The 24,404-nt window shown below is 44.4% G+C and carries 22 protein-coding genes; 3 read left to right on the top strand and 19 right to left on the bottom strand.

What is annotated here, in order from left to right; genetic code table 11:
• Nucleotides 1-57: 57 nt before the first annotated feature.
• The 12 genes from ECA01S_RS03865 to purC form a co-directional block, all read right to left on the bottom strand.
• On the bottom strand, nt 58-1,224 hold the full coding sequence (locus tag ECA01S_RS03865; RefSeq protein ID WP_169792751.1) for a GNAT family N-acetyltransferase: 1,167 nt from the start codon (nt 1,222-1,224) through the stop codon (nt 58-60).
• A gap of 208 nt (nt 1,225-1,432) precedes the next feature.
• Nucleotides 1,433-2,353, bottom strand: coding sequence for an aldo/keto reductase (locus ECA01S_RS03870; protein ID WP_067391404.1), 921 nt, complete (start codon nt 2,351-2,353; stop codon nt 1,433-1,435).
• Between the two features lie 66 nt (nt 2,354-2,419).
• Nucleotides 2,420-3,163, bottom strand: a complete 744-nt coding sequence (locus tag ECA01S_RS03875) for an alpha/beta fold hydrolase (RefSeq protein ID WP_067391407.1) — start codon at nt 3,161-3,163, stop codon at nt 2,420-2,422.
• A 129-nt stretch (nt 3,164-3,292) separates the two neighbouring features.
• Nucleotides 3,293-4,558 (bottom strand): phosphoribosylamine--glycine ligase, encoded by a 1,266-nt coding sequence (purD, locus tag ECA01S_RS03880; RefSeq protein WP_067391410.1) that lies wholly within the window; start codon nt 4,556-4,558, stop codon nt 3,293-3,295.
• Nucleotides 4,559-4,571: 13 nt separating this feature from the next.
• On the bottom strand, nt 4,572-6,104 hold the full coding sequence (gene purH / locus ECA01S_RS03885; protein WP_067391413.1) for a bifunctional phosphoribosylaminoimidazolecarboxamide formyltransferase/IMP cyclohydrolase: 1,533 nt from the start codon (nt 6,102-6,104) through the stop codon (nt 4,572-4,574).
• Complete coding sequence (gene purN, locus ECA01S_RS03890; protein WP_067391416.1) at nt 6,101-6,667, bottom strand: phosphoribosylglycinamide formyltransferase; 567 nt, start codon at nt 6,665-6,667, stop codon at nt 6,101-6,103. The genes purH and purN overlap by 4 nt, the downstream gene beginning before the upstream one ends.
• Nucleotide 6,668: 1 nt before the next feature.
• Nucleotides 6,669-7,700, bottom strand: coding sequence for a phosphoribosylformylglycinamidine cyclo-ligase (purM, locus tag ECA01S_RS03895; RefSeq protein ID WP_067391419.1), 1,032 nt, complete (start codon nt 7,698-7,700; stop codon nt 6,669-6,671).
• A gap of 13 nt (nt 7,701-7,713) precedes the next feature.
• Nucleotides 7,714-9,153 carry an amidophosphoribosyltransferase gene (gene purF, locus ECA01S_RS03900; RefSeq protein ID WP_067391422.1) on the bottom strand — a complete coding sequence of 480 codons (1,440 nt, stop codon included), beginning with the start codon at nt 9,151-9,153 and terminating at the stop codon, nt 7,714-7,716.
• Complete coding sequence (purL, locus tag ECA01S_RS03905) at nt 9,138-11,360, bottom strand: phosphoribosylformylglycinamidine synthase subunit PurL (protein WP_067391425.1); 2,223 nt, start codon at nt 11,358-11,360, stop codon at nt 9,138-9,140. Before purL ends, purF begins: the two co-directional genes overlap by 16 nt.
• A complete protein-coding gene (gene purQ, locus ECA01S_RS03910; protein ID WP_067391429.1) occupies nt 11,357-12,034 on the bottom strand; it encodes a phosphoribosylformylglycinamidine synthase subunit PurQ in 678 nt (225 codons plus the stop codon). The genes purL and purQ overlap by 4 nt, the downstream gene beginning before the upstream one ends.
• Nucleotides 12,034-12,282 (bottom strand): phosphoribosylformylglycinamidine synthase subunit PurS, encoded by a 249-nt coding sequence (gene purS / locus ECA01S_RS03915; RefSeq protein ID WP_067391435.1) that lies wholly within the window; start codon nt 12,280-12,282, stop codon nt 12,034-12,036. Before purS ends, purQ begins: the two co-directional genes overlap by 1 nt.
• Nucleotides 12,283-12,299: 17 nt before the next feature.
• Nucleotides 12,300-13,007, bottom strand: coding sequence for a phosphoribosylaminoimidazolesuccinocarboxamide synthase (gene purC / locus ECA01S_RS03920; protein WP_067391438.1), 708 nt, complete (start codon nt 13,005-13,007; stop codon nt 12,300-12,302).
• Nucleotides 13,008-13,276: 269 nt separating this feature from the next.
• Here purC and ECA01S_RS03925 point away from each other — a divergent pair, with 269 nt between their 5' ends.
• Both ECA01S_RS03925 and ECA01S_RS03930 read left to right on the top strand, forming a co-directional pair.
• On the top strand, nt 13,277-13,654 hold the full coding sequence (locus tag ECA01S_RS03925; RefSeq protein ID WP_067391441.1) for a hypothetical protein: 378 nt from the start codon (nt 13,277-13,279) through the stop codon (nt 13,652-13,654).
• A gap of 152 nt (nt 13,655-13,806) precedes the next feature.
• On the top strand, nt 13,807-15,507 hold the full coding sequence (locus tag ECA01S_RS03930; protein WP_067391444.1) for a M3 family oligoendopeptidase: 1,701 nt from the start codon (nt 13,807-13,809) through the stop codon (nt 15,505-15,507).
• Between the two features lie 75 nt (nt 15,508-15,582).
• Here ECA01S_RS03930 and ECA01S_RS03935 read toward each other — a convergent pair whose 3' ends face one another.
• Together ECA01S_RS03935 and ECA01S_RS03940 are read right to left on the bottom strand one after the other, a co-directional pair.
• Nucleotides 15,583-17,364, bottom strand: coding sequence for an ABC transporter ATP-binding protein (locus tag ECA01S_RS03935; protein ID WP_067391447.1), 1,782 nt, complete (start codon nt 17,362-17,364; stop codon nt 15,583-15,585).
• Nucleotides 17,351-19,099 (bottom strand): ABC transporter ATP-binding protein, encoded by a 1,749-nt coding sequence (locus ECA01S_RS03940; protein WP_067391450.1) that lies wholly within the window; start codon nt 19,097-19,099, stop codon nt 17,351-17,353. Before ECA01S_RS03940 ends, ECA01S_RS03935 begins: the two co-directional genes overlap by 14 nt.
• Before the next feature lie 109 nt (nt 19,100-19,208).
• On the opposite strand from ECA01S_RS03940, the gene ECA01S_RS03945 reads away from it, so the two are divergent.
• The gene (locus tag ECA01S_RS03945; RefSeq protein WP_067391452.1) at nt 19,209-20,045 is read left to right on the top strand and encodes a helix-turn-helix transcriptional regulator; all 837 of its coding nucleotides are present in this window, start codon (nt 19,209-19,211) and stop codon (nt 20,043-20,045) included.
• A gap of 44 nt (nt 20,046-20,089) precedes the next feature.
• Here ECA01S_RS03945 and ECA01S_RS03950 read toward each other — a convergent pair whose 3' ends face one another.
• From ECA01S_RS03950 to ECA01S_RS03970, 5 genes are all read right to left on the bottom strand, one after another.
• Nucleotides 20,090-20,710 carry a GyrI-like domain-containing protein gene (locus tag ECA01S_RS03950; protein ID WP_067391455.1) on the bottom strand — a complete coding sequence of 207 codons (621 nt, stop codon included), beginning with the start codon at nt 20,708-20,710 and terminating at the stop codon, nt 20,090-20,092.
• Nucleotides 20,711-20,798: 88 nt separating this feature from the next.
• Nucleotides 20,799-22,097, bottom strand: a complete 1,299-nt coding sequence (gene purB / locus ECA01S_RS03955) for an adenylosuccinate lyase (RefSeq protein ID WP_067391458.1) — start codon at nt 22,095-22,097, stop codon at nt 20,799-20,801.
• Nucleotides 22,098-22,108: 11 nt separating this feature from the next.
• A complete protein-coding gene (gene purK, locus ECA01S_RS03960; RefSeq protein ID WP_067392227.1) occupies nt 22,109-23,239 on the bottom strand; it encodes a 5-(carboxyamino)imidazole ribonucleotide synthase in 1,131 nt (376 codons plus the stop codon).
• Nucleotides 23,223-23,711, bottom strand: a complete 489-nt coding sequence (gene purE, locus ECA01S_RS03965; protein ID WP_067391460.1) for a 5-(carboxyamino)imidazole ribonucleotide mutase — start codon at nt 23,709-23,711, stop codon at nt 23,223-23,225. Before purE ends, purK begins: the two co-directional genes overlap by 17 nt.
• A 235-nt stretch (nt 23,712-23,946) precedes the next feature.
• Nucleotides 23,947-24,246, bottom strand: coding sequence for a MarR family winged helix-turn-helix transcriptional regulator (locus ECA01S_RS03970; protein WP_245631195.1), 300 nt, complete (start codon nt 24,244-24,246; stop codon nt 23,947-23,949).
• Between the last annotated feature and the right edge of the window lie 158 nt (nt 24,247-24,404).

The following is a 24,404-nucleotide window of genomic DNA, read 5'->3' on the forward strand; positions in this document are numbered from 1 at the left end:
AGCCAAATAACTGCAATCGGTCTTTCCTATTTTGACTATCTTCAAAAGAGGTGCTTTTTAGAAATAATCTGCCAAAACGGGTTTGCCTTTTGGTAACCAGTTTTGCAAACGGTCAATGGTGCTCCAATCACCTGTAAAGCGTTCATAGGCTGCTAACTCTACCAATTCTTTGTAACCTAGTAGGGCTTGGCTCCACGCTTGGATTGAAGCCGTAATGTCGGCCGCTTCATCCGTTGGCATAATTTGTGGTTGTTTGCCTGGACTTAAGGTCAACTGCCATTTGCCATTATTCCACGGTGCATACTCATCTAACACTTCTAAAACCAGTGTATCTTCAGCTTCGACATCAAAAGGATAACGGCTCAGAAAGGCTTGGAAATCAACGATGCGGGCCATCATATCAGGGACCTTTTCCATTTTTACTAACGGTGAATCTAGCAGATAGCTGCGATCCTCACCAGTCGGGCTAGCGTAGGTAAATTCGCTGAAGGCTCCGCCGTGGGAAGCCACAAAACGAGCTAGACCTTGCCAAGCTTGATAAGATTGGCTACTCCATTCCATAATATCAAAGGTCATATCTTGGAACTGATAAATCACGTATCCTTCGGCTTGCCCTGCTTCATTATAGTAGACGGCATAATTAGGTTTTTTTCCTAGTTCTTTTGTATAATGCCACCACCAATCATCGCGGATTAACCCGCCTCGTTGATGTTTGGGATCTTCCAGATAAAGACAATCGATTTCTTCATGAGCATTTTCCCAAGTCACGCGTTTTACCGTGCCGGGAACTTTCCCGATGCGTGGTAGGTTTTCGGTTTTCAATGTATAGCGAATTTTATCGAAGGCTTGCTCATAGCCATAACGACGATAGAAAGGATAGGAAAAAGGCGCTAAATATGAAAGAGCCACTTGACGTTCTTTCATATCGGCTAAAATTTGGTGAAAGATCTGATTGATGGCACCACCACCGCGATATTCAGGATAAGAGGCCACATAACCGATCCCACCCATGCCATAAGTCACGCCATGAAAGTTTACTTTAAAAGGCGTAACCATTAATTCGCTAGTAAGCTGACCATCGGAAAAGGCGCCGTAATTCCAAGAATTTTTCGCCATCGTTTCAATTTTTTCCCGTCGTAAAGGTGTATCTTCCATATGAAAGGCATAAATGGCCAAACGATACATTTCTTCTATATTTAAGGTACTCATTTCTTTGATTTCCACTGTCATCCAACTCCTTTGGTTCATAATACCACACTTGCAAAGGTATATACCAACAACTTTTTTCGCAAAAAAGGGGCCCGCTTCAACTGGAAGCGGGCAAAAGGAGTTAAAATGAAAAAGTGTTGGTCACACTTTACTAAAAAGTGTGGACGATTGGTATAAATTTATCTTAACGCCTAAATGTGAATTTTCTGTGAAAGCGCCTTCCTTACGGCAAAATATTTCCGGCTGCCATATAAATCTTGTACCATTCTTCGCGGGTTAAGACTAACTCACTGGCAGCAGCCACATCTTGGATTCGTTGTTTATTCATGGTACCAATAATGGTTTGCATATGAGCTGGATGACGCAAGATCCAAGCGGTCGCGATACCTGTGTTGGTCACGCCATATTTCGCTGCTAATTCATCGATGGCGGCATTCAATTCAGGGAACTTCTCATTACCTAAAAAGACGCCTTCAAAGAAACCATATTGATAAGGTGACCATGCTTGGATTGTCATGTCGTGTAAACGAGAGTAATCGAGGATACCACCGTCATGGTCAAAGCTGCCTTGGTCGGTCATATTCACATGGATACCTTGATCCACCATGCCAGTGTGCATGATGCCAAATTGCAACTGATTAGCAATTAAAGGTTGTTTGACAGCCTTTTTCAACAACTCAATCTGCGTGGGGTTTTGATTGCTGACACCAAAATAACGGACTTTACCGCTTTGTTCTAATTCATCAAAAGCTGCCGCAACTTCTTCAGGCTCCACTAAGGTATCAGGACGATGCAACAATAAAGCATCTAATTGCTCAATCCCTAGCCGTTTCAAGCTACCTTCAACAGAAGCAATAATATGCTCTTTTGAAAAATCGAACATCTTGCCAGGTACGATACCGCATTTACTTTGGATTAGGATATCTTCTCGTTTTACTGAACTATCCTGCAAGGCTTTACCGAAAAGGGTTTCGCATTCGCCGCCGCCATATATATCTGCATGGTCAAAGAAATCAATACCATTTTCTACCGCTGTTTCGATTACTGCTGTTGCTTCTTTTTGAGACAGAGCATTCATGCGCATGCAGCCTAAAACAACAGCTGAAGCTTCTAAGTCAACACTGCCAACTTTGATTCGTTTCATTTATTTTCCTCCTACATTCAAACTACTATTAGTTTACCACAACGAGCGAAAACGGTTACTACTTCTCTAAACTTTTTTTGAAAAAGCGGTAATTTGATCCATCGTTTCACCCTTTACTAAATGACCTTCGTTAGACTCAATCATCTCGACTTTTGTAGCATAAGGTTCCTGGCGAATCGATTCGTAAAACGAAGCTGTTTCAACAAAAGGAATTTTTTCATCTTGACGGCCGTGCCAAAATAGTAAAGGTCGCCCCGCAATTTTAGCTGGCGCTAAAGACAAATCAACATTGGTGACCCATTGTAGTGAGGCAAAGTAGTCACGAGGAATAAAGCCGCCAAAACTGCGAGCCCGGGTCATAATCATTTGAACATAGTGGGTAGGCTGGGGACTTCCCATAATCGAGGCTGCTGCCTTGATTTCCGGATACTGCGTCAGTAAGGCGCAAGTGGTGATTCCCCCCATGGAAACACCTCCAACATAAAGATCAGTTACCAGATGAAGCTCTTGGAAAAAGTTGATCAGTAACTCAAATTCCAGCAAGTTATAATGAATACTGGATAAAAAAGTGACTCCTGGAACCGCTGAAACGGGACCGGTTTTACGTTCGCCATGGTGCATCGCGTCAGGAGCAATCACTCGGAAACCTGCTTGAGCTAGCTTACGCGCTTGCGTTAGCACCAATTCCTTGCCAGTCTGCCAGCCATGATAATAGACCAATAGCGGAATTGCCTCATAGCGATTTTCTTCCGCTACGACTTCCAAAACTGGAATATCGTGAATTTTTCGTTTTTGTGTAATTAATTTCATCTTCTTCCCTCCAGTTTCTATTGTAGCCTTCTTTGCCCACAACGCCAAAAAAAGCGTCTGAAAGTCAAAAAGACCTAAAACCAGAGAATAGGCTTTAGATCTTCTTCAAACTTAAAGTGTGTTTCAATTTTAGACTTGGATAGCTTTAGAACCAATATCTTTCCGGTAAAAGGTTCCTGTGGTATCTAGTGTTTCCAAGTAGCTGTATATTTTGTGCTGTGCCTCAGCCACAGTGGATGCCGAACCTTCAATCAAATAGACCCGGCCACCATTTGTCACCAGCTGACCATTCTTTTCGGCCACGCCAGCATAGGTTACGGTCAAATCCTTCAGCCCTGAAAAATCAGGTAAAGTCTGTCCTTTGGCATACTCCCCTGGATACCCATCGGCGGCTACAACCACCCCCAAAGTAACACCGGCTGTTTGCCAAGTGATTTCAGGCTCTTTCCCTGTTAACAGTGCGTCAATAATAGCCGCAAAGTCGCTAGTCAAGCGAGGCAAGACCACCTGCGTTTCAGGGTCGCCAAAACGAGCGTTAAATTCAATCACTTTTGGTCCGGTTTCAGTGGCAATCAAACCTGCGTAAAGAATACCTGTGAAGGGACGTCCTTCTGAAACCAAACCAGCTGCGGCTGGCTTTAAGATCGTTTCGATAGCCGTTGTTACCATTTCTTGGGGAATTTGCGGTACCGGTGCATAGGCTCCCATACCGCCTGTATTAGGCCCACGGTCTTGGTCAAAGGCGCGTTTATGGTCTTGGGCGATAATCATAGGATAAACCCGCTCTTGATCCACAAAGGCCAAAAGTGAGAACTCTTCCCCTGCTAAAAACTCTTCCACCACCACGCGGGCGCCACTAGCCCCAAAACGGTTAGCTTCCAGCATATCCGATAAAGCAGCCACAGCTTCCGCTACGGTCTCTGCCACTACTACACCTTTCCCAGCCGCCAAGCCATCCGCTTTAATCACGATTGGTGCTCCTTGGGCCTCCACATAGGCTTTGGCTGCCTTGAAGTCATGAAATGTCTCATGCGCGGCTGTGGGAATCTGATAATTATTCATAAGCTGCTTTGCAAAGTCCTTCGAGCCTTCAATCAAAGCGGCGTCTTTCCTAGGACCGAACGCCTTAAGGCCGGCAGCTTCAAAATCATCTACTAAGCCATTCAACAATGGCACTTCAGGACCAACGAAGGTCCAAGCAATTTCTTGGCCCTTGGCAAATTGGATCAAACTAGTATGATCTGTTTCGCTGATGGAAACAAGCTCAATCCCATCTCGCGTCATGCCGGGATTACCTGGCGCACAGTAAACCGTGGTTACAGTGGGACTTTCCAGCAGCTTTCGGGCAATCGCATGCTCGCGGCCACCACTACCAATCATTAATAATTTCTTCATAGCGTCCTCCCGCTTAATGTCTAAAATGACGAATGTCGGTAAAGACCATCGCAATACCGTATTTATCAGCCATAGCAATCGAATCTTGGTCTTTGATACTACCACCAGGCTGAACAATTGCTTTAATGCCATGCTGAGCCGCGTATTCAACACTGTCATTCATTGGGAAGAAGGCATCACTAGCTAAGACCGCATCTTGAACCCGCTCGCCGGCCTGTTCAATGGCGATTTTGACTGAACCAATCCGATTCATTTGACCAGCGCCAATCCCCACAGTTTGATGGGCATTGGCCACTACGATAGCATTACTTTTCACGTGTTTTACAGCTTTCCAAGCAAAAGCCAAGGCTGCTAATTCATCAGTTGTCGGTTGGCGTTTGGTGACAACATTCCAAGTTTGCGGATCTTCTGGAACTAAGTCTTGCTCTTGAACTAGCAGTCCCCCCAGAACCCCTACTTTTTCTGTTTCTTTCGTGGCTTGCTGACTGAAATCCAGCTCTAATAGACGGACATTCTTTTTCTTGGCCAAAATTGCAAAAGCCTCTTGCGTGTAGCTTGGTGCGATAATGATTTCCAAGAATAGTTGGTGCATTTTTTCCGCTGTAGCAGCGTCTACTTCTTGGTTCAACACGATGATGCCGCCAAAAATGGAAACTGGATCTGCGGCATAAGCAAAATCCCAAGCCTGTTCAATTGTCTCAGCAGTACCAATTCCACAAGGATTCATATGTTTCAAGGCCACAACAGTTGGCGCTTGATACTCCCTGGCAATGCGAATCGCCGCATCCGCGTCGCGAATATTGTTATAAGATAATTCTTTGCCGTGCAGCTGTTTGGCACTGGCAATCGAATAACTTTCTGGTAAAGCCGTTTGATAAAAAGCAGCCGTTTGATGGCTATTTTCACCATAACGTAGCGACTGTTTCCGTTCAAAGGTCAAGGTCAGCTTTTCCGGTTCAGTTTCTTTGACTAGTTCCGTCAAATAGCCTGCAATCAAAGCGTCATAAGCCGCCATATGCCGGAAAACTTTTGCCGCTAGCCGTTCCCGCGTTGCCGCCGTAGTACTACCGGAGGCTTGTAGCTCACCTAAAACGACTTCATAATCAGCCGGGTCCACGACCACCGTCACGGCAGCATAGTTTTTGGCTGCACTCCGCAACATGCTGGGGCCGCCGATGTCAATATTTTCAATAGCTTCCGCCGTGGTTACATCGGTTTTTTCAATCGTTTCTTTAAAAGGATAAAGATTGACACAGACAAAATCAATGGGGGTAATATCGTGCTCTTCCATGGCCTGCTGATGCTCTGGTAAGTCACGTCTGCCTAATAGACCACCATGAATCAGGGGATGTAGCGTTTTAACCCGTCCATCCATCATTTCCGGAAAACCAGTCACTTCCTCAATCCCAATCGTCGGCACACCAGCCTCACTTAGGGCTTGTTTCGTACCACCTGTTGAAATGATTTCGATTCCTTGAGCTACCAGCCCTTTGGCAAAAGCCACGATACCTGTTTTGTCTGACACACTAATAAGTGCTCTTATCATGCTTCTTCCTCCTTATTAATCAATGCCGCCACGACTTGCGGATAGAGCCGATGCTCCACTTGATGAATCTTGGTTTCTAATGTTGCTAACGTGTCTGCTTCGGTAATTGTCACCCGTTCTTGAGCAATAATAGGCCCCGTATCGACGCCGCTATCGATATAATGAACCGTCACGCCGGTTTCAGTTACCCCCGCCTCAAAGGCATCCCGAATCCCATGCAGTCCCGGAAAAGCCGGCAACAAGGAGGGGTGGATGTTCACAATGCGTTGCGGATAATCATTCAGTAAGGTTTCACCAATGATGCGCATATAACCCGCTAAAAAGATCCACTGAATACCAGCCTGCTTCAATTCAGCTAAAATCTGCGTCTCGTAAGCCTGACGATTGTCGAAATCTTTTGGTGAAAAGCAAACCGTTTTGACTTGAAGTTTTTGGGCCCGTGCCAACACTTTTGCTTGTGGCTGGTCACAGAACAACAGCGCCAACTCAGCTTGCGCCGGTAACAACTCCGCCAACACTTGGAAGTTACTGCCATTGCCGGATGCAAAAATCGCTACTTTCATGCTACACCTCGCGAAAAGAGACCGCTGCCTCAGTTTTCGCTGTCACTTTCCCTAACTCATAAATCGGTTCGTTGGTGAATTGGGCTTTCACGGCCGCTACTTGTTCAGGCGCAACTGCCAGAACCATCCCAATTCCCATATTGAAAATTTCAAACATTTCCAGGTGAGGAATTTGACCATATTTTTCCAAGGCTTGAAAAATCGGTAATTCCGGCCAACTACCTAATGTAATTTCAGCTGCCAAGTTTTCCGGCAACATCCGCGGAATATTCTCAACGAAGCCACCACCAGTAATATGGGCAATGCCCTTCACTAATTGTTGTTTCACTAATGGTAGGAGCGCTTCAACGTAAATCCGTGTTGGCGTTAATAGCTCTTCTGCCAAAGGCTGGGTTAATTCTGGTAGGACTTCCTTGCCAGTCAAGCCTTGCTCCTCAAAGAAAATTTTGCGGACCAAAGAATAACCATTGGAATGAATTCCACTGCTGGCTAAACCTAAAAGCACGTCGCCGTCTTTAATCGTTGCGCCGGTAATTAGCTGGCTTTTTTCCGCAATACCCACGGCAAAACCGGCTAGATCATACTCGTCAGCACCGTACATACCAGGCATTTCCGCTGTTTCACCGCCAATCAAGGCCGCGCCAGCCTGCACACAGCCTTCCGCAACCCCCGCTACCACCTGTTCTAAGCGCGCTGGTTCGTTTTTACCGGTTGCAATATAATCTAGAAAATAAAGCGGCTCCGCACCTTGAGCCACAATGTCGTTAACACACATCGCAACACAATCGATGCCGATTGTATCATGCTTATCAGCTTGAATTGCCACTAATAGTTTTGTTCCTACCCCGTCAGTTCCCGAAATCAAGACAGGCTCCTTCACTTCCACTTGCGAAAGGTCAAAACAACCACCAAAGCCACCGATTGCCCCCATAACGCCTAAACGTTCCGTTCGCTTCACGTGCTTTTTGATTCGTTCGACCACTTCATAACCAGCTTCTACATCCACGCCAGCTTTTGCATAGGCATTTGCCAATCCCTTTTCCTCCTTAGAAAAATGATACTTTTTCTTTTAATGACGCTAAATACTGCGCCTCATAATCATATAATGGTGTTGGATAATCGCCATTGAAATAAGCCATACATAACCCCGTATTTGGGGCATCAAGATTTAAACCAATTGCGTCAACTAATCCTGCTTCACTTAAAAAGCCAATGGAGTCAGCCTCAATCATTTCCCCAATTTCAGCAATCGTATGGTTAGCCGCAATCAGTTCTTTGCGGGTTTGAATATCGATGCCGTAAAAGCAAGGATATTTCAAAGGTGGCGAAGCGATACGCACATGCACTTCTTTTGCGCCAGCCTCTTTCAGTAAGCGCACGATTCGGCGACTAGTCGTACCACGGACGATGGAATCATCCACCATAATGACCCGTTTGCCTTCCACTACACCACGTACCGCTGAAAGTTTCATGCGGACGCCCTGCTCCCGCAATTCTTGCGTAGGCTGGATAAAGGTTCGGGCGATATATTGATTTTTCACCAGACCCATTTCATAAGGAATCCCACTAGCCTCCGCATAACCGCTAGCAGCCGACAGAGAGGAATTGGGTACCCCCACCACCATGTCCGCCTCGACTGGTTGCTCTAATGCCAAATTTTTGCCCATATTTTTCCGTGCCGTATGGACATTGACTCCCGCAATGTTGGAATCTGGTCGGGCAAAATAGATATATTCCATAGAACAAATCGCGTATTGCGTGTTCTCGGTATATTTTTCCACGCGGTAGCCGTCCTCATTGATAATAATCAATTCTCCTGGCTCCACATCACGAACAAAATCTGCCCCGATAACTTCTAACGCGCAGGTTTCCGAGGCAATCACATAAGCCCCATTTTTCATTTGCCCAATCGATAACGGTCGAAAAGCGTTAGGGTCCAGCGCCGCCATCATGGCATCTTCTGTTAGCAGCAAGTAAGCAAAACCGCCTTGAACTGTATTTAAGCTTTCTTTTAACTGCTCAATAAAATTTTCCTTTTTACTGCGGCGGATTAAGTGCATCAAAATCTCCGTATCAGAATTAGAATGGAAAATAGCACCATCCTTTTCCAATTCAGTCCGTAGGGTTTTGGCATTGGTCAAATTGCCGTTATGAGCCAAGCCCACTTGTTGATCATAAAATTTAAACAAAAATGGCTGGATATTATCAACACTGCCATTACCGGCTGTTGCGTAACGCACATGCCCAATGGCCGCATTTCCCACCAGCTTTTCTAATTGTTTATCGTCACGAAAAACTTCTGACAAAAGTCCTAAGTCGCGGTAACCATCTAACTTGCCTTCATGGTTGCTGACAATGCCGGCCCCTTCTTGACCGCGGTGCTGCAAACTGTGTAATCCAAAATAAGTGACACGAGCGGCGTCTGGGTGTCCCCAGACACCAAAAACGCCGCACTCTTCATTTAAACTTCTTACTTCATAAGACATGGAATGGCATCCTCCCACAGACGTAACGCAGTATCAGTTGCTACTTCAATGCTTTGATCATTACCATGGATCCGTAACTCACCGCTAGCCGTCACTTTACCAACTAAGGCTGCTTGCGTGCCCATTAATTCTTCAAAAGCCGTTTGGTTTTCAGGCGTAACTGACAAGACAAAACGTGATTGTGTTTCCGCAAAAAGCCAACTTGCTGGTAAATCAAAGGCCACATCAACACCAAAGCGCTGTTTAAAGGCCGCTTCCGCAATGGCTACTGCGAGTCCGCCTTCGGCACAGTCATGAGCACTAGCCACTAAGCCCACTTGGATGGCTGTTAAAACAGCGGCTTGATTGCGTTTTTCCGTAGCTAAATCAAAGTTCATCAATTTCCCTTCAATCCGACCTAGTTGCATTTTCTGCAATTCAGTTCCATTGAAATCATCATGAGTGGCACCCACGACATAAATCAAATCCCCAGCTTGTTTAAAATCTTGGGTAGTAATATCTTTCGTATGTTGAATCAGACCGACCATACCAATCATCGGTGTTGGATAGATAGCTTTGTTATTGGTTTCATTATAAAGTGACACATTCCCGGAAATAACGGGTGTCCCTAAAGTTTCACACGCTTTGGCGATACCATCGGCTGAAGTCCACAATTCCCAAAAGCCTTCTGGTTTATCTGGCGAACCGTAGTTTAAGCAATCCGTGATTGCTAACGGTTGGCCGCCGCTAGCCACGATATTGCGAGCTGCTTCTGCCACGGCGATTTGACCGCCCACTTCTGGGTCAAGGTATAAATAACGCGCATTACAGTCTGTGGTCATGGCTAGAGCTTTGTCAGTCCCCCGCACCCGCAAAACAGCGGCATCACTGCCGGGACGAACCACGGTATTGGTACGAACCTGTGAATCATAAGTTTCATAAATCATTTTTTTAGAGGCAATCGTCGGCTGCTGTAAAAGTTGTTTAAATACATCCGTGGCATCAGCCACCTGGGGTTCAAATTCTGGCAAGGCTGCGAACTCTTGAATCCGGGCTGGCTCAGCGTATGCCTTGTGATAAACGGGCGCGTCTTCAGCCAACGCATCAACTGGCAAATTTGCAACTTCGACACCGTGGTGATATAAACGGTATTGGCCATCATCTGTTACTTTACCAATAGTGACGGCATCCAAATCATACTTTTGGAATAAAGCTTCAACTTCCGCTTCATGTCCCTGCTCCACGCAAATCAACATCCGTTCTTGCGATTCAGAAAGCATCATTTCGTAAGGCGTCATCCCGGTTTCCCGTTGTGGTACATCGTCTAGATAAAGAATCAGACCAGAACCAGCTTTTGAGGCCATTTCCGAACTAGATGAAACTAAGCCAGCTGCCCCCATATCTTGAATACCCACTAAGATATCAGCATGGTCCAAAATCAATTCTAAACAAGCTTCCAATAACAATTTTTCCATGAAAGGATCGCCAACTTGCACGGCTGAACGTTGCTGTTCTTCCCCCTCCACAAACTCTTCTGAGGCGAAAGTCGCCCCATGAATCCCGTCGCGTCCTGTTTTCGCGCCGACATACATGATAGAATTGCCAACACCCTTGGCTTGACCCTTTTGAATATCTTTGTGATCGATTAAGCCGACACACATGGCGTTCACTAACGGATTGCCTTCATAACAAGGATCAAAAGCAACTTCGCCACCAACTGTGGGAATACCAATACAGTTGCCGTAGCCGCTAATCCCCGCCACAACTTCTTCTAACAGATACTTGGTTCGTTCATTGTCTAACTCGCCAAAACGCAACGAATCTAAGACAGCAATTGGCCGAGCCCCCATACTAAAAATGTCACGGATGATACCGCCGACACCAGTCGCTGCTCCTTCGTATGGTTCCACCGCAGAAGGATGGTTATGGCTTTCCGCTTTAAAAACTACCGCTTGGCCGTCACCGATATCCACGATACCCGCTCCTTCACCAGGACCTTGTAAGACTTGCGGTCCGCTAGTTGGGAATTTGCGTAAAACGGGTTTGGAATTTTTATAAGAGCAGTGTTCACTCCACATTACCGAGAAAAGACCGGTTTCCGTATAGTTGGGTAGGCGACCTAAAATATCCTCAGAAATCATGCGGTACTCTTCTTCCGTCAAGCCCCATTCAGCATAGATTTTTTGCTCCTTGATCTCTGTTGGTGTTGGTTCCAGTACCTTCATCATTTCGTTGTCACCTCAGCATTTTTTAAAATTGATTGGAAGAAACGCAAGCCGTCCTCAGAACCTAACAGGGCTTCAACCGCTCGTTCCGGATGGGGCATCATGCCTAATACATTGCCTCTTTCATTGGTAATACCAGCAATATTAGCCACACTACCATTAGGATTTTCCCCTTCGTAAGTAAAGACGATTTGATTGTTGGCTTGTAAGCGAGCCAATGTTTCATCGTCACAATAATAGTTGCCTTCGCCGTGAGCCACAGGTAATTCAATCACTTCATCTTGGCCATATTCACTAGTGAAAAGGGTTTGATTATTAGCCACTTTTAGCGGTACTGATTTGCAAATAAAATGTAAAGAGTCATTTCGGCGCAAAGCTCCTGGTAAAAGGCCAGCTTCAGTCAAGACTTGGAACCCATTGCAGGTGCCAAAGACCGGTTTACCTTCTTCAGCAAAGCGTTTAACTTCAGCCATAATTGCAGAGAAACGGGCAATCGCACCACAGCGTAGGTAATCACCATATGAAAAACCACCCGGCAGCAAGACGCCATCAAACCCGGCTAAGCTATCAGCATCATGCCGGACATATTCCGCTTCAGCTCCTAAGATGTCTTTAACAGCCCATAACAAATCCATGTCACAATTAGAGCCTGGAAAAACGATAACGGCAAACTTCATTAGGCTTCCTCCGTGATCTCGTAACGATAGCTTTCCATATTGGGATTTGCTAACAGTTTGTCGCAAACTTCTTCAATCATCGCTTCAACTGGACGCTCACTTTTAGCTACCTTCATTTCAAAATATTTACCAATTCGAATTTCATCGATTTCCTGATAACCCATCCGATGCACAGCACCTTTTACCGCTTCACCTTGGGGATCTAATACAGACTCTTTATACATCACATATACTTTTACAAAATACATTTTTCGCTCTCCTCTGCTTATGCTTCTAGTCGTCGTAATACTTCTTGGTAAACTGGTACGATATCGCCTAAATCGCGGCGATACAGATCTTTATCTAAATGGTCATTTGTCTTAGCATCCCACAAACGGCAAGTGTCGGGGGAGATTTCATCTGCCAAGACAATCGTACCGTCAGCTGTTTTGCCAAATTCCAGCTTGAAATCAACTAAGCGAATACCGATTTCTTGAAACATTTCAACTAAAGCCTGATTGATAGCCCGCGTCATGGCCTTTAGCTCAGTTATTTCGGCGGGACTAGCAATGTTTAAGACTTGAACATGTTCATCGTTGATCATTGGATCATCTAAAGCATCTTCTTTAAAGTAGAATTCAATAATTGGAAAGGTTAGCGGCGTTCCTTCGGCGATTCCTAAACGTTTAGAAAAACTACCAGCAGCGATATTCCGTAAGACGACTTCTAACGGAATCATGGTAACCTCTTTAATCAATTGTTCGGATTCTGACAATTGTTGGATAAAGTGGCTATTGATCCCCTTAGCAGCTAATTTTTCAAAGATCCGACTAGTAATTTGGTTATTCAAAGCACCTTTGCCAGCAACCGTGTCTTTCTTCGCACCATTTAACGCAGTTGCTTGATTAAGATACTCGACCCACAACACACCTGCCTCGTCTGTTTGATAAAGTTTTTTCGCTTTCCCTTCATATAACAATGTCTGCTTTTCCACAAGAACGCTCCTTTTCGTGTACAATATAGAACCAGATACATAAAATCATTCGTCTTTATTCGCTTTTATTTTAACAAGCTAACAAATCAGCGTCAACGTTATCGTGAATATTTAAAGCAACACTTTCTTGTATCGTTCGTGTTTTAGCTAAATTATTCACAATTAGCGGATCTTTTATGAAATATTGAGGAGAAAAGTCTTTTTGAAAGCATTTACAACTCAACTTATCAATGCTATCCTTGAGAGGAGAAGATGCAGGAGGAATTTGTATGATTGCAGATATGGAAGTTGCTAAGGAGTTTATTTCAGGCTTGCCGCAAGACGATCGCAAAAAATTGTTCAACGACCTGCTGGCATTAGAGGATGTTCACCGGCACAATGCTGCCACGGATTACTTTACCATTCGTAACTTAAGGAGACTTGGGCGCGGCCGGGCTGCTCGTTGTAAACGCACTTTGCGTTACAGCAATATGCACAGCGATGAGCTGGTCATCAATCAGTATCATGAACAAGCGCTATTCCGCAATGCGTATCGTATTGAAGTGTATTATAATCTTCATGAATACGGTTATGAACTAGTGGGTTCTATCCTGACACTATTGCGGGATCTTTTTGAGCCAGTCCACAGCTATCATGTGAGTGCTTAAGTACGCCTGAAGCAGCTAAATAAGTCAAAATCGTCTCGTGATCTGCATCATTAGCCGACTTTGACTTATTTTTTTGCGGTTTTTCGTTACTGGTTCTCGTTTTCCAAACACTTTGGTTCTATGCTAAAATTACTTAAGAAAGGTGGGAGAAGATGAAATTTTCAGAATATGTCTATACACGCCCTAATTATGAAGAATTTAAGGAGGAATTTTTGCAACATGTCCAGTTGCTAGAGGATGCCGATTCAGCCGCAACAGCTATTACCCAAGTCAGCAAATTGGATGACTTGCGCAGCTTCATTGATACGCAAACGAACTTGGTGGTGATCCGCTACTCCATCAATACCAACGATGCTTTTTACGAAGCAGAGGACGAATACTGGAGTGATTACCTTCCACGTTATCAGGCGCTGACGAACCGCTTTTACCAAGTACTGTTGAACAATAGTTTCCTGCCTGAATTAAAGGAAGCTTTCCCTACGACGTTATTTCTTTTTGCTGAAAGTGAGTTAAAAGTATTCCACGACGATATCATTCCGCTACTGCAGGAGGAAAATCGTCTAAGTAGTGAATATAGCAAGCTGGTGGCCTCAGCACAACTGCCATTTGATGGGCAAATCTTAACCTTGCCTCAGCTGACACCTTATATGCAAAGTAAGGATCGTCAGGTCCGCAAAGCGGCGGCGCAAACGCACACGGCGTTCTTTGAGCAGCACGAAGCAACCTTTGATCGTATCTACGACGATATGGTCAAAGTTCGGACTAAAATCGCCCAACAGCTAGGCTACCCTGACTTCGTGGCCTTAAGCTATGACCGCATGAAACGTTTTGACTATGATCGCGAGATGGTGGCAGGCTACCGGAAAGAGATTCTAGAACAAGTCGTCCCCGTCGCACAGCGATTATATGAGCGCCAAGCAGATCGGCTCGGTCTGGCTGAATTAGCCTACTACGACCTCCCATTAGAATTTTTATCAGGCAATGCAACGCCTAAAGGAGATCATGACGCGTTACTGGAGCACGCGCAAGCGATGTACCATGAGCTGTCACCAGAAACGGGGGCATTCTTTGATTTTATGCTGGAGCATGAGTTGTTGGACTTAAAGAGTAAAAAAGGCAAACAAAGCGGTGGCTACTGTACGTATATTGCCGATTATCAAGCGCCATTTATTTTTGCTAACTTCAATGGTACCTCTGGCGATGTTGATGTATTGACCCACGAGGCTGGTCACGCCTTTCAATGCTTTGAGTCCCGTTGGATCAAACAGCCGGAAATCGTCTTCCCTACTTTTGAAAGTGCAGAGATCCATTCCATGAGTATGGAGTTCATTACTTGGCCTTGGATGGAGGGCTTCTTCCAAGACGAAACGCAAAAATACAAATTTAGTCATCTTGGTAATGCGGTCCAATTTTTACCTTACGGTGTCTTAGTGGACCATTTCCAGCATGAAGTCTATGAACACCCAGAAATGACGCCAGCTGAGCGTAAAGCGACTTGGCGTAAGCTAGAAAAAATGTACAATCCCCATAAAAATTATGAGGATAGCCCTGCTTTAGAACGAGGAATCTATTGGTATCGCCAAGGCCATATCTTTAACAGTCCTTTCTACTACATCGACTACACGTTAGCGCAAGTCTGTGCCTTCCAATTTTGGAAAAGATTTCAAGTGGACCAAGATCCGCAAGCTTGGGACGATTACTTGGCAATCTGCAAGGTTGGCGGCTCGCAAACTTTCCTTGAGTTGGTGGCAACCGCACACCTTAAATCACCGTTTACTAAGGGTGTCTTAACCGATGTAATGGCGGCGATTGATGCCTATCTTATGAGTATTCCCGACAGTGCGTTGAACTAATGAAAGAAGGACATAGGCCGCGGTCTATGTCCTTTTCCTATGGGCTAATCTGAAACATCCCTCAATTTATTTGAATTAGATAGCCTGCAAAAGATCATACTGGGATTGATATAGACGATAATAAAGACCACGTTGCGCCATTAATTCGTCATGAGTACCTGCTTCGGCAATGGTACCACCGGCCACATAAAAAATCCGGTCTGAGTTTTTGATGGTAGAAAGACGGTGAGCGATAATAAATGAGGTCCGTCCCTCCAACAATTTCAGTAACCCTTCTTGTAACAGTTCTTCCGTTTTAGTATCGATACTAGACGTTGCTTCATCTAAAATCAAAATCTTCGGATCTGCCAACAAGGCTCGTGCAAAGGAAAGCAGTTGCCGTTGTCCCGCTGACAAAGTGCTACCACGCTCCTCCACTACCGTATGATAGCCGTCCTTCAAATCCTTGATAAAGTCATGGGCTCGAACGATTTTAGCGGCTGCTATGATTTCTTCTTCGGTTGCATCTAATTTCCCGTAACGAATATTTTCCAAAATCGTCCCAGAAAAAATGAATGTATCTTGAAGCATAACGCCCATTTGACTGCGCAGTGATTGCAAGGTCACATCGCGAACGTCATAGCCATCAATTTTAACAGCACCTTCATTTACATCATAAAAGCGACTTAGCAAATTGATAATCGTCGTTTTACCGGCGCCAGTCGGACCAACCAAAGCGATACTTTCACCAGCTTTGATATCAAAGGAGACATTCTGCAAAATATTCTTCCCCTCTTCATAACGAAAGGTCACTTGTTCGAAAGCAACATTGCCTTGGATAGCGGGCAATGTCTTAGCTGTCGGGGCATCTTGAATATCAGGAATTTCATCCATCGTTTCAAAAATACGTTCCAAATAGGCGGTTGCCGTAATCAATGAGTTGTAGAAATTACCAATATTAATGACAGGGTTCCAAAAATTATTGATATAGCTGATAAATGCAATCAGGGTTCCGGTGCTGACTTCAACGCCGATTTGGCGAATCCCGACAAAATAAATCAAGCAGGTAGTGATAACCGCAATATTTTGCACCCCAGGCCACATCAGAAACTGAATTTTGACCGCCTTCATCCAAGAAGTTCGGTATTCCTCACTTACCTCTTGAAAAATATTAAAATTTTCCTGTTCACGGGCAAAAGATTGTGTAATCCTGATACCGGCAATACTTTCATGGATATAGGCATTCAAATTGGATTGCTTATTACTCAGCACTTGATACGCCACGCGTTGTTTATTTTTAATGAACCACACCATCAAGAAGAGAATTGGTAACAGCGCCATACTATACAAGGTTAGTTTGGCATTGATCGCAAACATGAAAATCAGAGTAATAATCACGTTAAAAATATCAGAAATCAGGTTGATCAAGCCGTTACTTAAGAGGTCGCTCAAAGTATTGATATAGTTCACGACACGAATCAAAATTTTACCATGAGGTCGATTATCGAAATAAGAAAATGGCAGCCGCTGTAAATGTTCAAAGATATCAAAGCGCATATCCTTTAAAACATCTTGCCCGATTTCGGTAATTTTAAAAATCCGGTAACGCATGCAGATGCCAATAACAATCAAAGTGCCTAAAAAAAGCGCCCCAATTACTAAAAGTCCCCGGATGTCTTGTTGCGGAATTGCCTCATCAATCGCTTGTTTGGTAAAAACTGGCGCCAACATTCCGGCAGCATTTGCTAAAATGATGGTAATTAGCACTTGTAAAATAGGCTTTTTGTAAGGCAGAATGTACCGACCTAATCGTTTAAAATCCTGCCAGCTAAATTCCTGTTCCAGCTCTTCATCTACGTCAAATTTATTCCGTGCCATCTGCCTCACCTCCTGTCAATCCTAATTGTTTTTGATACACTTCATAATATTTACCACGACCAGCAACTAACTCCGCATGAGTCCCCTGCTCAACCACTCGGCCTTTCTCCATCAAAAGAATTAGATCCGCTTCTCGCACAGAAGAGATGCGGTGGGCAATAATGAAGGTCGTCTTCGCTTCGGTCAACTTAGTTAATTCTTGTTGGATCTTAGATTCTGTTTCCATGTCCACCGCAGAAGTCGTGTCATCTAAAATCAAAATGGATGGATCCTTCGCCAAAGCCCGTGCCAATGAAATTCGTTGCTTTTGACCACCAGAAAGACCAACACCACGTTCCCCGACAATCGTTTCATAGCCCTGCGGCATCCGCGAAATAAAACTATCTGCGTCCGCAATGACCGCCATTTGCTGAATCATTTCAGGATTGGCATAAGGGTTCCCAAAAGCGATATTATCGGCGATTGTATTGGAAAATAGAAATACATCCTGCATAACCATCGAGATATTTTCCCGTAACTGGCGAACGGGATAATCTTTGGCATTCTTGCCATCAATCAGTACCACCCCTGAGGTGGGATCATAGAAACGACCAACTAAATTGACTAAGGTTGTTTTCCCGGAACCTGTTTCCCCAAGAATTCCAATGGTTTGCCCAGGTGCAATTTTAAACGTAATATCCTCCAACACATTGGTGGGATCATCTGAAAAATGGAATGAAACGTGTTGAAATTCCACATAACCCTTGATTGGCGTGATTTCATCTGGCCGCTCAACAGGTATTTGTGACTTAGTACCTAAAAGTTGGCGAATTTTAACACAGGCTGCCGCAAACCGTTGGACATCATTAATCAACCAGCCACTCATGCGCATTGGATTGTTTAACATCCATAGATAGCCATTAAAAGCCACCAAATCTCCCAAGGTCATCTTGCCCTGGATCACAAATAGGCCACCAACAATTAAGGCAATTGCGCCTAAAGCTCCCGCCATCCCATCCAGCCACGGAAGATATTTACGGGAAACTTTGGCAGAATCCATGTTGCGTTGTTTAAAATCGTCATTGTATTGATTGAATTTTTCGATTTCAAAATCTTCTCTGGCAAATGCCTTAACTACTCGATTTCCGCCGATATTTTCTTCCACCATGGAATTCAAGCGCGAAAAGCTCTCCCGAATCTCAAAGAAAAGCGGGTGCGCCTCTTTGGCCATTAGATTGGTTAAGATAAAAATCACCGGGGTAATCGCCACTAGTGCCAGCATTAATTGCCATTTGATAAAGCCCATTACAATAATAGCCGAAATAAACCAGACGATACATTCCATAATGTTATAGACGACCCAAGAAACAAAATGCCGAATCGCATCAGTATCCCCGGTCATCCGTGCCATAATATCACCTACGCGGGTATGATTAAAAAAGTCAAAATCTAACTCTTGCAGCTTATGATACATATCCTCCCGCAAACGAAAAAGCGTATTTTGTCCTACCCGTTCGAACAAAATTTGATAACCGTAACGGACAACCGTCCGAATCAACGTCGACCCAATCATAATGGCTAAAATAGGTATCAATAATGATTGCTGTCCTTGATCGATGACGCGGTCGATCAGGATCCCACCTAGATAGGGATTGATCAGGATCAGTAACGCATTAATCAGCAGAAAGACTGTTGCTAACACGATTTTGCTGCGATAGACTTTGGCGTATTGCCAGATCCACTTTATATTGCTCATAGTTCTCCCTCCTCTTAAAATAGCTTAGCGAATTATTTTTTAGAAAGAATGGTTTTTCTTAGCCGTTTTGATGTAAAATATTAGCATCATTGAAAAGGAGGCGCTTTCCATGTCGGTCTTGCTGCCACAAACCTTCAATCCTGAGATTTTGTATATTTGTGATACTTGGAGCGAGGTGGGACAATCCTCACCCATCCATCATCATGACTTTTTAGAGCTTAGTTTCATTTTGGAAGGCGAAAGCTATTATACTTTAGAAAGCGAGAGTGGTATTCCATTACATGCTGGTCAGCTGTTGGTCTTAAATCCGGGATTCCGTCACGGAGAAGCGCAGATTCAAGGCTGCTCCCATCAGCTGCATGTTGGGATTCGCAATGTCTCACTCACCGGACTTTCCCGTAACTTTATGCCCAACGAAGCCCCGTTGGTAGACTTAGGTAAATTTCATCACCAAGTCATGGAACAGGCCTGGCTGTTGCAAAGAGAAGCCCAAGAAGAAGAAACTGAGGCTCGGATCATGCAAAAAGCCATCGTTATGAAGCTTTTGGTTTTGATTTTGCGAGGCTTAGCAGCCCGAATTTGTCAATTGCAGCCAAAATTATCGGCAACGGCACAACGGCAACAACGCATCGTAGACTACACAGTTTATTATTTAGAAAATCACTACGAGGAAGAAATTACCTTGGAGCGACTAGCTCACGATCAGTACATCAGTCCAGCCTATTTATCGAAAATTTTTAAGGAAGCCACAGGCATGAGTCCCATTAACTACCTCATTAATATTCGGTTGAATCGCGCCAAAGAGTTACTTCACCATGAGCACCTCACCGTCAAAGAAATCGCCTCGACAGTCGGGTATCAAGATGCCTATCATTTTAGCAAATCCTTCAAAAAACAATTTGGCATCGCCCCTTCTTCAGTAGCTAGCCACCTTCAAGAAAAATAACACCGGCTAAAGCTAGGAGCGCTCCTGCTTTAGCCGGTGTTTCTTTACTGACTCTCCACAAATAAACGTAGAGTTGTCTTCATTTTTTCTGGGGCAGTTCTCCGAGGGTCAGATAAATAGATTTCCCGGTGATGATAACCTGCTAATAAACGCTTTTTCAGACCCTGTTCGGCCAAATTAGCTTCCATCTTTTGAAAGGTCGCCGCTTCCTCGTCGTAGGGGCCAATGTGAAGCATTTGATAGGCTAGTCCATCCGTTAGTGTTGTGAACTGAACTTGGTCAATGAGAGGCGTACCGCTCTTTTCCTGACGAATTTCTGCGACGTACGCCGCTGTCACAAAGTCAGGTTGGCGGATCATGATTTGATACTGCAGATCATTTTTATCCAGCACCTCCGTCACAGCTCGGGCATTGGTAGTGGTCCAAATACCTTCTAGGGGAAAAACAGTGTAGTCGTTTGCCTCCGGTAATGTTCTTTTCTTAAGGCCCATCTTGATGCCATAGGAAAAACTATACAACGCTTGGACTGCCTGGCCAAATCCTTCGCCATTAGGATCGCCTTGCCCTGCAATCAATAAGTATTGATAGGTGGGAATTTCCAGTAAAGCACCCTTTTTAGATGCGATGTAAAATTCTTTCTCTTGTTTACGCCATTCAACTTTCATCCTAACACCTCCCTTTTGATTATCGCATATTCTTCGTTTCTGCGTACAAAAACTGCGACTATTACACATAGCCGCAGTTTTTGTCTTATTATTCGCCTAAACCCACTCGTTCAAAGATAGTATCGACATTTTTTAAATGATAGTGGTAATCAAAGGCATCATCCAGCTCTTCTTTTGATAAAACAGACGTGATTTTTTCATCTTCATCTAGCAAAGGCCGGAAAGCAGTTTGGTGATCCCAGGCATAGGCCGTCTTTGGCTGTACCAAATCATAGGCTTCTTCGCGGGTCATGCCTTTATCAATCAGTTTTAATAGCACTCGTTGACTGTAAATCAAGCCAAAGGTCGCGTCCATATTGCGTTTCATATTTTCTGGGAAAACCGTCAAGTTCTTGACGATATTGCCGAAACGATTCAACATATAATCCAATAGAATCGTTGTATCAGGAATAATGATCCGTTCAGCGGAAGAGTGAGAAATATCCCGTTCATGCCACAAAGCTACATCTTCATACGCCGTAACGACATGACCACGAATCACGCGTGCTAAACCAGTCATATTTTCAGAACCAATTGGATTCCGTTTATGGGGCATTGCCGAAGAGCCTTTTTGTCCTTTAGCAAAGAATTCTTCTACTTCTCGAGTTTCTGACTTTTGTAAGCCGCGAATCTCTGTCGCAAATTTTTCAATGCTAGTCGCAATCAAAGCCATCGTCGCCACGTATTCAGCATGCAAATCACGCGGCAATACTTGGGTGGAGATTTCTTGGGGACGAATACCTAATTTTCCACAAACATATTCTTCCACAAAGGGCGGAATATTCGCAAAGGTACCCACTGCGCCACTGATTTTTCCGGCTTCCACGCCTTTAGCGGCATGTTCAAAGCGTTCAACGTTTCGCTTCATTTCGGAATACCAAAGCGCTAGTTTTAAGCCAAAAGTCGTCGGCTCAGCGTGAACCCCGTGCGTCCGTCCCATCATAACGGTATATTTATATTCTTTGGCCTTTTCACCAATAATCGCAGTAAAACGCGCTAAGTCTTCCCGTAAGATTTCATTTGCTTGCTTCAATAAGTATCCATAGGCTGTGTCTACAACATCAGTAGAAGTTAAGCCATAATGCACCCATTTGCGCTCTTCCCCTAGTGATTCAGAAACGGCACGCGTAAAAGCAACCACATCATGACGGGTACTTTGCTCGATTTCTAAGATACGATCGACATCAAAGCTAGCATTTTCACGAATTTTAGCCACATCTTCTTTCGGAATGTCACCTAATTCGGCCCAAGCCTCATCTGCTAAGATTTCCACTTCTAGCCAAGCCTTGTATTTATTTTCCTCTGTCCAAATCGCACCCATTTCAGGTCGTGTATAACGTTCAATCATTCTTGCTACCCCTAATCCCAGATTTTTGTTTGATAGATTTCTTCTAATGTTTCATCGCGGTCTTCCGTTAAGATGGTGATATGCCCCATCTTACGACCATTCTTTGCCTCATGCTTACCATAATAATGAAAATGCCAAGAAGGTTTTTCGGCAATCAGGTCTTCTGTTTCTGCCAGCTCGTCTCCTAAAACATTTACCATGACCGCTTCCGAAAGCAACTTCACTTCCGCCAAAGGCCAGCCCGCTACACCGCGAATATGGGCTTCAAATTGACTCATACTGCAAGCCTCAATGGAATAATGCCCTGAATTGTGCGGTCGCGGTGCCAGCTCATTGACATAGATACCACCAGCTGGTGTGACAAACATTTCCACCGCCAATACGCCGGCTAAACCAATGGCATCCGCAATTACACGAGCGATTCGTTGGGCTTCTTTCGCAACTTCTGAATCAATTGCCGCCGGAGCAATGGTCTGATGCAGGATATTATTACGATGGACGTTTTCAACTACTGGAAAAACCGTGATATCCCCGTTACCGTTGCCAGCTACTAATACAGAGATTTCCTTTTCAAAAGGAATCCATGCCTCTAGGACACAAGTTCCTTCCCGCAGCAGATCCATTGAAGGCGCCAAATCTGCACGGCTATATAGCACATATTGCCCTTTGCCGTCATAACCACCGCGGGTCGTTTTCAATACACATGGATAGCCAATGCTGTCGATAGAGTCTTGGATATCCGTTGGATGTACGATGGTGGCATAAGGCGCAATAATGATATTGTTGGCTTCTAAAAAGGATTTTTCTAGCAAGCGGTCCTGAGTAATTGCTAGGAGGTCCGTTCCTTGTGGCACACGTACCACTTGTTTAATATGTTCTAATGCCGTTACATCGACATTTTCAAATTCATAGGTGATGACTTGGCAACGTGTCGCCATTTGTTCTAAGGCCCTTAAGTCGGCATAATCTGCAATGATTTGCCAATCAGCGACCTGCGCTGCCGGGCAATCTTCGGTTGGATCCAAGATGCCAATCCGAAACCCCATTGATTTCGCGCTTAAGGCCATCATACGACCTAGCTGTCCGCCGCCAACGATTCCGATTGTTTGTCCCGGACGTAGAGGTTTAACCAAGTTGATCACTACTTTCCATAACTGTTTTTTCAATCTCGTCTCGTCTCATTTCAAGACGTTCCGCCAATACTAAATCATACATGGAAAGCATCTCGGCTGCAAGTAGTCCCGCGTTTGTTGCACCTGCTTTTCCAATTGCCGTTGTCGCTACCGGGACCCCACCAGGCATTTGTACGATTGATAGCAATGAATCTAAGCCTTTCAGTGCCTTTGATTCTACGGGGACGCCAATGACTGGCAATGTCGTTTTAGCCGCGACCATCCCAGGTAAATGGGCTGCACCGCCAGCCCCAGCGATAATGACTTTAATACCACGGTCACGTGCGCCTTCTGCAAAACGATACATCAAGTCCGGCGTGCGATGTGCCGAAACGACTTTCTTTTCATATGAAATCTTTAATTCATCCAGGATTCTACAGGCATGCTGCATTGTCTCCCAGTCCGAAGTACTTCCCATAATAACTGAAACTAATGGTTCCACGTCATTTGCCCCCTTTTTTCTTTATTTTAGCAACAGCCTGCCAACGTGTCAAAATAATATTCGAATAATAAATAGTTTTCTAATGTTATCGTTCGTGTTTATTGCAGTGTCCGCTGATTAAGAACGATTTTTCTCGTAAATCAGGATAATTTCTTGATACTGACCTAACTTTTAGGCCCTTTCAGTGGGCGCACACTGCAAAAAAGCTGATTGTCTCGTGAATCAGCTCATTTCACTATTTCAGGTTATTCAATCCTGCCGTGATTAAACGTAAACTTTGGTCAATTTGCGCCAATTGTTCCGGAGGAAGTTGCTTAAAAAAATCCGCAAACAATGCTTGCCGCGTCTCCGTGATTTTATGATAGAGCTTCTCCCCACTGGGCGTCAGCATAATCTCCCGTATCCGCTTATCTTGATCATTGTAGCGCGTCATAAGGAGCCCTTGCTTTTCAAACTTATCTATTTGACGGCTAGTAGAGGAATGATTCTTCCCTAATTGGTCTGCCAACTCTCCAACACTGATTGTTTGTCGCATCCCCACGCGAACAATAACTGGTAATAAATTTCGGTCTTCCTTAATGCCCGCCTCTCTCAAAAGATTGCTATCACGTTTGGGATCGTTAAAAAAATTTACAATCTGAAACAAAGAGTCAAAAATTTGATTGTCCATATTTGCAATTATAGCATAACAGG

The organism is Enterococcus canis NBRC 100695 (genome assembly GCF_001544375.1).
In the GTDB taxonomy this organism is placed as follows: Bacteria; Bacillota; Bacilli; order Lactobacillales; family Enterococcaceae; genus Enterococcus_H; species Enterococcus_H canis.